This window comes from Streptomyces sp. NPDC006450, from assembly GCF_040612195.1.
Lineage (GTDB): Bacteria > Actinomycetota > Actinomycetes > Streptomycetales > Streptomycetaceae > Streptomyces.
Window position 1 is genome coordinate 42,391 of the sequence record NZ_JBEXPT010000008.1, and the last position, 12,728, is coordinate 55,118.

Genomic DNA, 12,728 nt, shown 5'->3' on the forward strand with positions numbered 1-12,728 from the left:
CGCATGGCCGACGCACCGTACAAGCTGATCCTCCTCCGCCACGGCGAGAGCGAATGGAACGCGAAGAACCTGTTCACCGGCTGGGTGGACGTCAATCTCAACGAGAAGGGCGAGAAGGAGGCGGTCCGCGGCGGTGAGCTGCTCAAGGACGCCGGTCTGCTCCCCGACGTCGTGCACACCTCGCTCCAGAAGCGCGCGATCCGCACCGCGCAGATGGCGCTGGAGGCAGCCGACCGTCACTGGATCCCGGTCCACCGCTCCTGGCGCCTGAACGAGCGCCACTACGGCGCCCTCCAGGGCAAGGACAAGGCCCAGACCCTCGCCGAGTTCGGCGAGGAGCAGTTCATGCTGTGGCGCCGCTCGTACGACACCCCGCCGCCGGCGCTCGAAGACGGTACGGAGTTCTCGCAGTCCGAGGACCCGCGCTACGCCTCCATCCCGCCGGAGCTGCGCCCGCGTACCGAGTGCCTCAAGGACGTCGTCGTCCGCATGCTCCCGTACTGGTACGACTCGATCGTCCCGGACCTGCTGGACGGCCACACCGTCCTGGTCGCCGCGCACGGCAACTCCCTGCGCGCGCTGGTCAAGCACCTCGACGGGATCTCCGACGCCGACATCGCGGGCCTGAACATCCCGACCGGCATCCCGCTCTCCTACGAGCTGGACGCCGACTTCAAGCCCCTCAACCCGGGCGGCACCTACCTCGACCCGGACGCCGCCGCGGCCGCCATCGAAGCCGTCAAGAACCAGGGCAAGAAGAAGTAGGAAAAGCGATCATGCCCCTGACCTGCGCACACGGCGCAGATCAGGGGCATTCGTCTGCCCTGGGCCCACTGTGGGCCCTCAGCGTGGGGGACCGTCCGGCCGCAGAGCCCTGCCGAGAGCCTCGCGAGGACGGTCCCGGCTGCTCGGCATCAGGTGAGCCACTGCTCGGCGAGGCGCTTCTGTCCGTCCTCGAAGGACTTGGACTTCCGCTTGCCGTCGGGGGCGAAGTAGCGCGCCCTGATCGACTTTTCTGAGAGCGACCTGACCCGCTACAGGGCGCGATTCGTACCGCCCCGGCAAGCCGAGCCCCACCTCGTGTATCGCGGCGACCCTTGGTGTGAGACCTAGTGCCCGAACCCCGTGCCGTGTTCATGCCATCGAACATCGATGTCATAATCGGACGTTGTGTGGACAACGCTTGCGCCGCTCATCGGCGTCCTGCTCGGCGGGCTCATGTCGGTGCTGGCCCAACGCTCGGCAGGACGCGCCTTGGAACGCGGCGAGGCGCGCCGCAGTGTCCGTGAACGTGCCGAGGCGCGCCGCAACGAGCGTCTCACGCACCTCATCGCATTTCTGTCCGCGGTGCAGGAAGCAGAACGAGTCGCGGTGGATCGGCATCACCACAACCTGGCTGACGAGCAGTGGCAGGCCCGGGCAAGGCAGGTCCTCGACAGGGTGTGGGTGACGCAGAAGACGATCCACGTACTGTGCGCGTCCGAGGTCAGCGAAGCGGCACGCAGCCTCGCGTGGGCAGTGCAGGAGGTGATCAGGAAGGGCCCTGAAGACCCGGGAGAGCCACAGGACGAGAAGGTCTGGGCGCACATCCATCCCAGCCGACAGGCATTCCTTGATCTCGTGCGCGACCAGCTGAGTTGAAGCCCCGGGGAGGGATTCGGCAGAAGCACCGTACGACGCGAAGGGCCCCGGCCGACGGTGTGTCGGACGGGGCCCTTCGCGTACGGGTGGCCGGGCGGGCGGCCTCAGCCGCCGCACTGGCAGGGGGCGCCGGACTGGCAGCCGCAGCCGCAGCCCGAGCCGCAGCCGCAGGCCGCGAGCAGGGGCAAGCGCAGGCGCAGGCCCTCCGGAGGCTGCGCTTCCTGCTCCGGGGTGATGGGGACGGGGGAATCGGACATGGATCCTCCTCGTAGGCGTCGTGCCTTCGCCCTCATTCATGCCCAGCCCGGCCCCCGCGTCAACGGCGCATTGGGGGCTCGTTGTTGATCCGGCCCCCGGTGGGCCTCCGGCTCAGACGCCCTCGACCTGCGTGGGCGCCTGGAGCTCGTCCGCGTGCTCACCCGTCACCAGGTAGACGACGCGCTTGGCTACCGACACCGCGTGGTCCGCGAACCGCTCGTAGTAGCGGCCCAGCAGGGTCACGTCGACCGCCGTCTCGATGCCGTGCTTCCAGCGGTCGTCCATCAGGTGCTGGAACAGCGTGCGGTGCAGCTGGTCCATCTCGTCGTCGTCCTGCTCCAGCTGGAGCGCCAGGTCGACGTCCTTCGTGATGATGACCTCGGCCGCCTTCGCCATCAGCCGCTGCGCGAGCTGCCCCATCTCCAGGATGGTCGCGTGCAGGTCCCGCGGGACCGCCGTGTCCGGGAAGCGCAGCCGCGCGAGCTTGGCCACGTGCTGCGCCAGGTCGCCGGAGCGCTCCAGGTCGGCGCTCATGCGCAGCGAGGTGACGACGATGCGCAGGTCGGTGGCGACCGGCTGCTGGCGCGCGAGCAGCGCGATGGCACGGGCCTCCAGGTCGTGCTGGAGGTCGTCCACCTTCTGGTCGGCGGCGATGACGCTCTCGGCGAGCTTCAGGTCGGCGTCGAGCATGGAGGTCGTGGCCCGCCCGATGGCGGAGCCGACCAGCCGGGCCATTTCGACCAGGCCTTCACCGATCGAGTCCAGTTCCTCGTGGTACGCGTCACGCATGTCTCGTGTCCCTCTCTCGACCTACTACTGCCTACTGCAAGTACTGCCCGGCGAGCGGGCCGGTGCGGCCATCGGCCCCACGTTGCCACGGTGAACCCCGAACGCGACCGACTCCGGCACCGCAAGTGAATCAGCACGGTCGTCAGGGTGAACTCTGGGCGACGACTGTTCGAGGTGCCACCCGAACGGCTGTGGAAGTGTCCCCCCGCCTGCTTAACCTGGAGTCATGGACGTGAACGCGGCGGTCGCCGCAGCTGCCGCGATCGCCGGTCTTTGCACCGGTGTGATCGCGATGCTGGCGTTCCGCTGGAGCGAGCGCGACCAAGCCCGCCCCACCCGGAGCTCCATGCGCCCCGACATCAACGCGGTGCTCCCACCGGGAGTGGACACCGTCCTCTCCGTACTGCGCTCCTCCGCCGTCGTGCTCGACGAGGGGGACGCGGTCGTCAAGGCCAGCTCGGCGGCCTATGCCCTCGGCCTGGTCCGCGGCGGCAAGCTGGCCGTGGAACCCATGCTCCACATGGCCCGCGACACCCGGCGCGACGGGGAGATACGCCAGGTCGAGCTCGACCTGCCCCGGCGCGGCACCGGCCGCGGCGAGGCGCTCGCCGTCTCGGCGCGCGTCGCCCCGCTCGGCTCCCGCCTGGTGCTCCTCCTCGTGGAGGACCTCACCGAGGCCCGCCGCATCGAGGCCGTCCGCCGCGACTTCGTCGCGAACGTGTCGCACGAGCTCAAGACCCCGGTCGGCGCGATCTCCCTGCTCTCCGAGGCCGTCATGGACGCCTCGGACGACCCCGAGGCGGTCCACCGCTTCGCCGGCCGCATGCAGATCGAGGCCACCCGCCTGATCAACCTCGTACAAGAACTCATCGACCTCTCCCGGGTACAGAACGACGACCCCCTGGAGGACGCGGAGCCCGTCCGCGTGGACACGCTCGTGGCCGAGGCCATAGACCGCTGCCGCCACACGGCCTCCGCGAAACAGATCACCATGGCCGCCGGCGGCACCGCCGACCTGCGGGTATGGGGCAACCGGGGGCAGCTCGCGGCCGCCCTCGGGAACCTCGTCGAGAACGCCGTCAACTACAGCCCCGCCCGCACCCGCGTCGGCATCGCCGCGCGCCGGGTCACCGCGCCGGGTGGAGACTTGATCGAGATAGCCGTGACCGACCAGGGCATCGGCATCCCGGAAAAGGACCGCGAGCGCATCTTCGAACGCTTCTACCGCGTGGACCCGGCCCGCTCCCGCGCCACGGGAGGAACCGGCCTGGGCCTTGCGATCGTGAAGCACGTAGCGGCTTCGCACGGCGGGGAGGTGTCGGTATGGAGCTCGGAGGGTCAGGGCTCCACGTTCACCCTGCGACTCCCCGAAGCGGCCGCGCCGGCCCCGACGACGGCCCCCGCACCCGCCAACACCCTGCTCGAACCTCACACCGCACCAGCCATCCCTGCCCCGGAGGTCCTTCCGTGACCCGAGTGCTCGTCGTCGAGGATGAGGAATCCTTCAGCGACGCCCTGTCCTACATGCTCCGCAAGGAGGGCTTCGAGGTCGCGATCGCCGCGACCGGGCCCGACGGGCTCGACGAGTTCGAGCGCAACGGCGCCGACCTCGTCCTCCTCGACCTGATGCTCCCCGGCCTGCCCGGCACGGAGGTCTGCCGGCAGCTCCGCGGCCGCTCCAACGTCCCCGTGATCATGGTGACCGCCAAGGACAGCGAGATCGACAAGGTCGTCGGACTGGAGATAGGAGCCGACGACTACGTCACGAAGCCCTTCTCCTCGCGGGAGCTGGTCGCCCGCATCCGCGCGGTCCTGCGCCGCCGCGGCGAGCCGGAAGAGGTCACCCCGGCGGCGCTGGAAGCGGGCCCCGTCCGGATGGACGTCGACCGCCACGTGGTCACCGTCGCCGGCGGGAAGGTGGACCTCCCCCTGAAGGAGTTCGACCTGCTGGAGATGCTGCTGCGCAACGCGGGCCGGGTACTGACCCGCATGCAGCTCATCGACCGGGTCTGGGGCGCCGACTACGTGGGTGACACCAAGACCCTCGACGTCCACGTCAAGCGCCTGCGCGCCAAGATCGAGCCGGACCCGGGCGCGCCGCGCTACCTGGTCACGGTCCGCGGCCTCGGCTACAAGTTCGAGCCGTAAACGGCACGCGTACCCGTGTACGTACGGGAACGGCCCCCGTCCGCATCGAGCGGACGGGGGCCGTTCCCTTTGAGTACGGTGCTTCGCGCCTCAGTGACCGGCGGACGCGGACGCCGACGCCGACGCGGACCCGGAGGGGGACCCGGACGGGCTGCCCGAGGGGGAACCGGACGGGGAGCCCGAGGGGGAACCGGACGGCGAGCCCGAGGGGGAGCCGGACGGGGAACCCGAGGGGGAGCCGGACGGCGTGGGGCCGGCGGCCGCGGCGGCGGTCGGGCCGTAGCCGGCGTACATGCCGGTGGCCGGGACGACGAAGCCCTCGAGCTCGACGTCACCCGTGGTGCTCAGCTGGAAGACGATCTTCTGGACGTTGCCGTCCACGATGGAGTCCCCGCCGAGGACCACGGCGGAGGCGTTGCCCTGGCCGCCCAGGACGACGGAGCCGCCGGCCGGGACGACCACCTTGGAGCCGCCGCCCGCGGGCTTCAGCGTCACGACGGCCTTGCCGCCCGGAAGGGTGATGCCCTCGAGCGTCTGCTCCTTGGTGCCGGTGTTGAACACCGTCGCGGAGACCGCGGCCGGGCCCTTCTTGTCCTTCTCCTGGGTGATCACCAGAGCGTTCTGGACCTTGATGTCGCCCTTGGTGACGGCGGCATTGTCCGGCTTGACCTGGAGAGTCGGAGCGTCGTGGCCCGCGGCGCAGGCGCCCAGCGAGACGATCGAGAACACGACGGCGGTGGCGGCGAGGGCGCCGCGTCGAAGGCTGCGGCTCACGGGGGAGGCAACTCCTTGGACGTACGGAACGGAAGGGTGGACGCCTCGGAGCAGCGAAGTAAAGCCGCTCTAAGGATGTGTCAGCGCGCTTAGGTTACCGAGCCGCCGCCCCGCCCCCGCACCCGACCCTCCGCAGCGTGGGGCCGGGCCCCGCGCGAGGTCCCGCCCCCGCACCGGCGGGTTCCGTCACCGCCGCGCCGGGGCCGGGTGATCTTCCATTCGTGAAAAGGCCCGCTCGCAAAGCCCGGGGCGTCTCCGGTGATCAATTTCCGGATTTCGCCGAACGCCGTCCGGTGATCAATTCGGGATTGGGCCGGAACGGACGCCGTACGGGTGGCCGCCAGTCGAACGGAGTAGTTCGGTTTCCCGACCTGGAAGGCGTCAAAACGGGACGTACGCCACATCGTCGGGGCTCCCGGGCGGGTGTAACGTAGCCGTTTCGCCCGGTCCGCACAGGCGCTCCGACCTGCGAAGACCCCCTTCCGGAACCCTCCCGCAGCACGTTCGTGTCGCTGTTGTCAAGCCCTGAGATGGGCCCTGACCTGCGAAAACGCCATTCATAACGGTCGATTCTCGTGTTACCCTGGATAGCCACGGAAGGGGTACCTGTCACATGACGTTCAAGGTTGGCGACACCGTGGTCTATCCCCATCACGGGGCCGCGCTGATCGAGGCTATCGAAACTCGCCAGATCAAAGGCGTGGACAAGACCTACTTGGTGCTCAAGGTCGCTCAGGGCGACCTGACCGTTCGTGTGCCTGCGGACAATGCGGAGTTCGTCGGCGTTCGCGACGTAGTCGGCCAGGACGGGCTGGACCGGGTCTTCGAGGTGCTTCGTGCACCGTACGCAGAAGAGCCGACGAACTGGTCCCGGCGCTACAAGGCAAATCTGGAAAAGCTCGCTTCTGGCGATGTCATCAAGGTCGCCGAGGTCGTGCGTGACCTGTGGCGTCGTGAGCGTGAGCGTGGGCTTTCCGCAGGTGAGAAGCGCATGCTCGCAAAGGCGCGTCAGATCCTGGTGAGCGAGCTCGCGCTCGCCGAGAACACCAACGAGGACAAGGCCGAGGCCCTCCTCGACGAAGTGCTCGCGTCCTGACGCGATCATTCGTACGCTCTGTCGTACACAGTTGTGCCGCGGTGCCCGATGACAAGGAGACTTGTTGCCGGGCGCTGCGGCATGTCTGGACCCATACCTGACGTAACGATGCCTGTACTCACTGGCGTGCCGGGTCCGGGCAGCCGACTCGACCGGTCGTCACGGAAGGGGCGAGGGGCGTCGCACCCGGCACCCTTCAGGCCATACCCATGTCGGCCGAAGTCACAAACCTGGCTCGGAGCTACTGATGTCTGACGAATCGCGCCCCCACCGCACCGCCGCGGTGATCCCGGCCGCCGGCCGCGGGGTCCGCCTCGGCCCCGGAGCCCCCAAGGCCCTGCGGACCCTGAGCGGCACCCCCATGCTCGTCCACGCCGTACGCGCCATGGCGCGCTCCCGAGCGGTCGCCCTCGTCGTCGTCGTGGCGCCGCCCGCCGACACCACCGAGGTGCGCCGGCTGCTCGACGAGCACGCGCTGCCCGAGCGCACGGAGATCCTGGTCGTCCCCGGCGGAAGGACCCGGCAGGACTCCGTACGCGCCGGCCTGGACGCGCTCCCGGCCGACATCACGGCCGTCCTCATCCACGACGCGGCCCGCCCCCTGGTCCCCGTCGACACCGTCGACTCCGTCGTCGAGGCGGTCCGCGACGGCGCGCCCGCCGTCGTCCCCGCCCTGCCGCTGGCCGACACCGTCAAGGAGGTCGAGCCCGGCCGGCCCGGCGAGCCCGAGCCGGTCGTCGCCACCCCCGTACGGGCCCGGCTGCGCGCCGTACAGACCCCGCAGGGCTTCGACCTCGCCACGCTCCGCCTCGCGCACGAGAAGCTCGCAGCGGGCACAGCCGACGGCGAGGGCGCCACGGACGACGCCGGCATGGTGGAACAGCTCGGCGTCACCGTCGTGGTGGTCCCCGGCCACGAAGAGGCCTTCAAGGTCACCCGCCCGCTCGACCTGGTCCTCGCCGAGGCCGTACTCGCCCGCCGGAGGGCCACCGATGCCTACTGATTCCGCCGCACCCACCCCCGCCGCACCCACCCCTGCCGTACCGAGCCCCGCCGCCGCGGCACCGCTGATCCCGCTCGTCGGCATCGGCACCGACGTGCACGCCTTCGAGACCGGCCGCGAACTGTGGTGCGCCGGCCTTCTCTGGGAGGGTGAGGACGGCCTCGCCGGGCACTCCGACGGGGACGTCGCCGCGCACGCCGCCTGCGACGCCCTCTTCTCCGCCGCCGGCGTCGGAGACCTCGGCGCGCACTTCGGCACCTCCCGCCCCGAGTGGTCCGGCGCCGCCGGAATCACCCTTCTGGCGGAAGCCGCCCGGATCGTCCGCGCCGAAGGCTTCGAGATCGGGAACATCGCCGTCCAGGTGATCGGCGTGCGCCCGAAGATCGGCAAGCGGCGCGAAGAGGCACAGAAGGCGCTCGCCGCCGCGGCGGGCGCCCCCGTCTCCGTCTCCGGCACCACCACCGACGGGCTGGGGCTCACCGGCCGCGCCGAAGGCCTCGCCGCCATCGCCACGGCCCTCGTGTACCGGACGAACCGGGCCTAGTACCCCGTACGGACACACCCCTCCCGCACCTCTTCGTCAACAAAGCGGGCCCCGCGTGCCGAAAGGGTCGCGGGGCACTGCTACAGGCGCACTACCCTGGATGCCGTGACTATTCGCCTGTACGACACCAGCGCCCGGCAGATCCGCGACTTCGTCCCGCTCGTCCCGGGCTGCGTCTCGATCTACCTCTGTGGCGCCACCGTGCAGGCGGCCCCTCACATCGGGCACGTCCGCTCGTACCTGAACTTCGACATCGCGCGCCGCTGGTTCACCTACCGCGGCCTCGACGTCACCTTCATCCGCAACGTCACCGACATCGACGACAAGATCATCGCGAAGGGCGAGGCCCAGGGCCGCCCCTGGTGGTCCATCGGCTACGAGAACGAGCGCGCCTTCAACGACGGCTACAACGCGCTGGGCTGCCTCCCGCCCACGTACGAGCCGCGCGCCACCGGCCACGTGCCCGAGATGATCGAGATGATGCGCGGCCTCATCGAGCGCGGCCACGCCTACGTCGCCGACGGCAGCGTCTACTTCGACGTGCGCTCCTTCCCCGGCTACCTGGAACTCTCCAACCAGGACATCGACGACCTGCGCCAGCCCGCCGAGTCGGGCATCACCGGCAAGCGCGACCCGCGCGACTTCGCCATGTGGAAGGCCTCCAAGCCGGGCGAGCCCGACTGGGAGACCCCGTGGGGCCGCGGCCGTCCCGGCTGGCACCTGGAGTGCTCCGCGATGGCGCACAAGTACCTCGGCAGCGCCTTCGACATCCACGGCGGCGGGCTCGACCTGATCTTCCCGCACCACGAGAACGAGATCGTCCAGGCCAAGGCCTTCGGCGACGAGTTCGCGAAGTACTGGATGCACAACGCCTGGGTCACCCTCTCCGGCGAGAAGATGTCGAAGTCGCTGGGCAACTCCGTCCTCGTCTCCGAGATGCTCAAGGTCTGGCGCCCGATCGTCCTGCGCTACTACCTCGGCACCCCCCACTACCGCTCGATGATCGAGTACAGCGTGGAGTCGCTGCGCGAGGCCGAATCCGGCTTCGCACGCATCGAGGGCTTCATCCAGCGCGTCATCGAGAAGGCCGGCGGCTCCGTCGAGCCCGCCGCCGAGGTCCCGCCCGCCTTCGCCGAGGCCATGGACGACGACCTCGGCGTCCCGCAGGCGCTCGCGATCATCCACACGACCGTCCGCCAGGGCAACAGCGCGCTCGCCGCCGACGACAAGGACGCGGCCATCGCGCGCCTGTCAGAGGTACGGGCCATGCTGGGCGTCCTCGGCCTCGACCCCCTCGACCCGCACTGGGCCGGCGAGGCGGACCGCGGGGAGGACCTCCACGGAGCCGTGGACACCCTCGTACGCCTGGTCCTGGAGCAGCGCGAATCGGCGCGCGCCCGCAAGGACTGGGCCACTGCCGACGCCATCCGCGACCAGCTCCAGCAGTCGGGCCTGGTCATCGAGGACAGCCCCACCGGACCCCGATGGACGCTCGGCCCCCGCTGAGCCCACCGGAGCAGTCCCACTGGCGCACTCGGATTGGGCCGCCCGGCGTTCCGGGCGGCACACTCTTCATACGTACATATCGCAGCATCGAAGAAATCAGGTAGAGGTCATGGCCGGGAACAGCCAGCGCAGGAACCGTCGCACGTCCAACAAGAAGGGCGCGACGGTCGGCAGCGGTGGCCAGCGGCGCAAGGCCCTGGAAGGCAAGGGCCCCACGCCCAAGGCCGAGGACCGCAAGAAGCACAAGGCCAACCGCATCAGCAACGCCATGGCCCGCCAGGCGGCCAAGCGCCGCCCCGCCCCGCGCCGCGGCGGTCCCAAGGGCACCAGCGAGATGGTCGTCGGCCGCAACCCGGTCTTCGAGGCGCTGCGCGACGGCGTACCCGCCGTCACCCTGTACGTACAGCAGTTCATCGACAACGACGAGCGCGTCCGCGAGGCCCTCCAGCTCGCGGCCGAGCGCGGCAACATCAACCTGATGGAAGCCCCGCGCCCCGAGCTCGACCGGCTGACCAACGGCCTCAACCACCAGGGCCTGGTCCTCCAGGTCCCGCCCTACGAGTACGCGCACCCGGAGGACCTCACCGCCGCCGCGTACGAGAACCACGAGGACCCCCTCATCGTCGCCCTCGACGGCGTCACCGACCCCCGCAACCTCGGCGCGATCGTCCGCTCCGTCTCCGCCTTCGGCGGCCACGGCGTGGTCATCCCCGAGCGCCGCGCCGCCGGCATGACCGCCGGCGCCTGGAAGTCCTCGGCCGGCACCGCCGCCCGTACCCCGGTCTCCCGGGTCACCAACCTGACCCGCGCCATCCAGGAGTACAAGAAGGCCGGCATCACCGTCGTCGGCCTCGCCGCAGAGGGCACCCACGAGGTCCACGAGCTCGAAGCGCTCGGCGGCCCCGTCGTCATCGTCGTCGGCTCCGAGGGCAAGGGTCTCGGCCGCCTCGTCGGCGAGAACTGCGACTACCTCGTGCGCATCCCGATGCCGGGCGGCGCCGAGTCCCTCAACGCCGGTGTCGCCGCGGGCGTCGTCCTCTACGAGGCCTCCCGCCGCCGCGCCACCCGCGGCCGCGTCTGAGCACTGAGCACCACCGGCAGCAGCCGGCCGGGCACCGGCGCGGCCGCCCGCTTGATCCACTTGGCTCATCGGACGTGACCCGTGAGCGTGCCACCCCGCCCCTCACGGGCGGGGTGGCTTGATTTGACGGGTCTCGGACACATCGCTGATGTCAAGGCAGTGTCCTAAACACTCATCACTCGGTTAGATGAGTGTGGACACCAGAACGCCAGGGTTCGACGACCAGCCCGCGCTGAGCATGGTCAAGGTGCCGTGCGACCCCGCACAGGTCATCGTCAACCACGCCAGCTTCCGCGTGCGGCTCGCACCGAGCCCCAGCGCGCGTCCCAGGCCCTCGGGCGCCCCCGGGCTCGCCCCGGTACTCAGCGGGGCCCTCGCGGCCGCCGGAGCAGGAGCCTCCCGCCGCCGGCCCGTCGTCTGGAGCGGCAAGTCCGCCCCCGGCGACACCGCCGCCGGCGCGGCCATGGGCGGCCTGCTCCAGGCCGTACGCGAGCACGGGCGCGGCCACGGGGAGTACGACGGCGGGACCACCCAGGTCATCCCGCGCATCGATCTCGCCCACGACCTCGCGGACGACACCCTCGCCACCCCGACCGTCATCGGCCAGCGCAGTTACGGCGACTCCCCCGACGACACCGACACCCGCAGGCAGCCCGTCGTGGGGGGCCTCTCCCACCCGCACGAGGCCTACGACGCCGCCCATTCCGAAGGCACCGGATCCGCGGACTCGCGCCGGGCCCAGGGCGACGCACGCGCGCAGGCCTCGTACTACCCCGGCCGCCGCATGAACCTCGGCGTCGTGCTGCTCCCGCTGCGCGTCTTCCTCGGCTTCATCTCCATCTACGCCGGCATGGGCAAGCTGTGCGACCCCGTCTACTTCGACGGCGGCGAGCGCGGCTCCATGGTCACCTGGCTGCAGACCCTGCAGCCCTGGGCACTCGCCGAACCGCTGCGCGACTTCGCACTCGCCCACCCGGTCGGCGCCGGTCTCAGCGTGGCCTTCCTCCAGGTCATCGTGGGCGTACTGACGGTCTTCGGCCTGTGGCAGCGGTTCGCCGCCTGCTTCGGCGCGCTGCTGTCCGCCGCGCTGCTGATGACGGTGAGCTGGAAGACCGTCCCCGCCTATGACGCGCCCGACATCATCTACCTCGCCGCCTGGAGCCCGCTGATCATCGCCGGCGCCCCCGTCTACTCCCTGGACGGCCGCCTCGCGAGCGAGGCCTGGCGCACCCTGGGCCCGCGTTCCGAGGTCTGGCGGCTGCGCCGCCGGGTCCTCCGCCGCGGGGCCGTCATGGCCACCGTCGTCTGCGGGCTCACCCTGCTCGTCGGCTCGCTCCTCGGCGGAGCCGTCCGCTCCACCACCGTGGTCACCGTGCCCGGACCGGGCGAGGCCCCCAGCAACTACCTCCCCGGGCGGCCGCTGCCGAGCACCTCCAAGCAGCAGCAGCCGGTGAGCCCCAGCCCCGGTCAGGCTTCGAAGCGGGCCGCACAGCCCTCGGCCGGAGCTTCCTCGCCGGCCGCCAAGACCGGTCGCGGGACGGCCGGTTCGACCTCCCCGACGGCCGGCTCCGGCTCGCCCACCGCCACCCGCGGCACCACGAGCGGCAGCCGGACCCCGCGCAGCACCCCCCGCCAGTCCACCCCGCAGAAGCCCCCGGCCAGCTCCACGGGGACGAGCGGCGGCGGCTCCACCGCAGGAACGGGGAGCACGGCTCCCAAGCAGCCCGACCTGCTGGGCGGACTCCTCGGCTGACAGGCACACCTGCGAGACGAAGGCCCGGTACGCGAGAGCGCGCCGGGCCTTCTTCGTGTGCGGAGCCGTGCGGTGCGTCGGGCTCGTACGGGCTTCCGCGGGCTTCTGCGGGCCCCTGCCGGCCGTACGGGCGCG

The 12,728-nt window shown here is 70.9% G+C and carries 13 protein-coding genes; 10 read left to right on the forward strand and 3 right to left on the reverse strand.

All coding sequences use genetic code 11. The features are described from left to right. Window positions 1-3 precede the first annotated feature (3 nt). Both ABZY57_RS05395 and ABZY57_RS05400 read left to right on the forward strand, forming a co-directional pair. Window positions 4-765, forward strand: a complete 762-nt coding sequence (locus tag ABZY57_RS05395; RefSeq protein WP_356508365.1) for a phosphoglyceromutase — start codon at window positions 4-6, stop codon at window positions 763-765. A gap of 405 nt (window positions 766-1,170) precedes the next feature. Then, window positions 1,171-1,641 carry a hypothetical protein gene (locus ABZY57_RS05400; RefSeq protein WP_356508367.1) on the forward strand — a complete coding sequence of 157 codons (471 nt, stop codon included), beginning with the start codon at window positions 1,171-1,173 and terminating at the stop codon, window positions 1,639-1,641. Window positions 1,642-1,745: 104 nt separating this feature from the next. On the opposite strand, the gene ABZY57_RS05405 is transcribed toward ABZY57_RS05400, so the two are convergent. Then, window positions 1,746-1,898 carry a hypothetical protein gene (locus tag ABZY57_RS05405; RefSeq protein WP_356508369.1) on the reverse strand — a complete coding sequence of 51 codons (153 nt, stop codon included), beginning with the start codon at window positions 1,896-1,898 and terminating at the stop codon, window positions 1,746-1,748. A gap of 112 nt (window positions 1,899-2,010) precedes the next feature. Beyond that, complete coding sequence (phoU, locus tag ABZY57_RS05410; RefSeq protein ID WP_030858619.1) at window positions 2,011-2,688, reverse strand: phosphate signaling complex protein PhoU; 678 nt, start codon at window positions 2,686-2,688, stop codon at window positions 2,011-2,013. Between the two features lie 226 nt (window positions 2,689-2,914). On the opposite strand from phoU, the gene ABZY57_RS05415 reads away from it, so the two are divergent. Together ABZY57_RS05415 and ABZY57_RS05420 are read left to right on the forward strand one after the other, a co-directional pair. Then, window positions 2,915-4,159: an ATP-binding protein gene (locus ABZY57_RS05415; RefSeq protein ID WP_356508371.1), complete on the forward strand. Its 1,245-nt coding sequence runs from the start codon at window positions 2,915-2,917 to the stop codon at window positions 4,157-4,159. Beyond that, window positions 4,156-4,836: a response regulator transcription factor gene (locus ABZY57_RS05420; RefSeq protein WP_030387286.1), complete on the forward strand. Its 681-nt coding sequence runs from the start codon at window positions 4,156-4,158 to the stop codon at window positions 4,834-4,836. Before ABZY57_RS05415 ends, ABZY57_RS05420 begins: the two co-directional genes overlap by 4 nt. A gap of 90 nt (window positions 4,837-4,926) precedes the next feature. Here ABZY57_RS05420 and ABZY57_RS05425 read toward each other — a convergent pair whose 3' ends face one another. Continuing rightward, entirely contained in the window at window positions 4,927-5,610 is a 684-nt protein-coding gene (locus tag ABZY57_RS05425; protein WP_356508374.1) for a DUF461 domain-containing protein, read from the reverse strand. A 613-nt stretch (window positions 5,611-6,223) separates the two neighbouring features. On the opposite strand from ABZY57_RS05425, the gene ABZY57_RS05430 reads away from it, so the two are divergent. From ABZY57_RS05430 to ABZY57_RS05455, 6 genes are all read left to right on the forward strand, one after another. Further along, window positions 6,224-6,706, forward strand: a complete 483-nt coding sequence (locus ABZY57_RS05430) for a CarD family transcriptional regulator (protein ID WP_003953493.1) — start codon at window positions 6,224-6,226, stop codon at window positions 6,704-6,706. Window positions 6,707-6,953: 247 nt separating this feature from the next. Next, a complete protein-coding gene (ispD, locus tag ABZY57_RS05435) occupies window positions 6,954-7,709 on the forward strand; it encodes a 2-C-methyl-D-erythritol 4-phosphate cytidylyltransferase (RefSeq protein WP_356508376.1) in 756 nt (251 codons plus the stop codon). Continuing rightward, a complete protein-coding gene (gene ispF / locus ABZY57_RS05440) occupies window positions 7,699-8,253 on the forward strand; it encodes a 2-C-methyl-D-erythritol 2,4-cyclodiphosphate synthase (protein WP_356508378.1) in 555 nt (184 codons plus the stop codon). The genes ispD and ispF overlap by 11 nt, the downstream gene beginning before the upstream one ends. A gap of 105 nt (window positions 8,254-8,358) precedes the next feature. Continuing rightward, entirely contained in the window at window positions 8,359-9,759 is a 1,401-nt protein-coding gene (gene cysS, locus ABZY57_RS05445; protein WP_356508380.1) for a cysteine--tRNA ligase, read from the forward strand. A gap of 109 nt (window positions 9,760-9,868) precedes the next feature. Further along, on the forward strand, window positions 9,869-10,840 hold the full coding sequence (gene rlmB, locus ABZY57_RS05450) for a 23S rRNA (guanosine(2251)-2'-O)-methyltransferase RlmB (RefSeq protein ID WP_356508382.1): 972 nt from the start codon (window positions 9,869-9,871) through the stop codon (window positions 10,838-10,840). Window positions 10,841-11,027: 187 nt separating this feature from the next. Continuing rightward, window positions 11,028-12,593 carry a DoxX family membrane protein gene (locus ABZY57_RS05455; RefSeq protein ID WP_356508383.1) on the forward strand — a complete coding sequence of 522 codons (1,566 nt, stop codon included), beginning with the start codon at window positions 11,028-11,030 and terminating at the stop codon, window positions 12,591-12,593. Window positions 12,594-12,728: the final 135 nt, after the last annotated feature.

Coding starts and splice junctions, on each gene's coding strand:
- ABZY57_RS05455 (WP_356508383.1), top strand. CDS start 11,028: ATGAGTGTGGACACCAGAACGCCAGGGTTCGACGACCAGCCCGCGCTG.
- phoU (WP_030858619.1), bottom strand. CDS start 2,688: ATGCGTGACGCGTACCACGAGGAACTGGACTCGATCGGTGAAGGCCTG.
- rlmB (WP_356508382.1), top strand. CDS start 9,869: ATGGCCGGGAACAGCCAGCGCAGGAACCGTCGCACGTCCAACAAGAAG.
- ispD (WP_356508376.1), top strand. CDS start 6,954: ATGTCTGACGAATCGCGCCCCCACCGCACCGCCGCGGTGATCCCGGCC.
- ABZY57_RS05405 (WP_356508369.1), bottom strand. CDS start 1,898: ATGTCCGATTCCCCCGTCCCCATCACCCCGGAGCAGGAAGCGCAGCCT.
- ABZY57_RS05415 (WP_356508371.1), top strand. CDS start 2,915: ATGGACGTGAACGCGGCGGTCGCCGCAGCTGCCGCGATCGCCGGTCTT.
- ABZY57_RS05430 (WP_003953493.1), top strand. CDS start 6,224: ATGACGTTCAAGGTTGGCGACACCGTGGTCTATCCCCATCACGGGGCC.
- ispF (WP_356508378.1), top strand. CDS start 7,699: ATGCCTACTGATTCCGCCGCACCCACCCCCGCCGCACCCACCCCTGCC.
- ABZY57_RS05395 (WP_356508365.1), top strand. CDS start 4: ATGGCCGACGCACCGTACAAGCTGATCCTCCTCCGCCACGGCGAGAGC.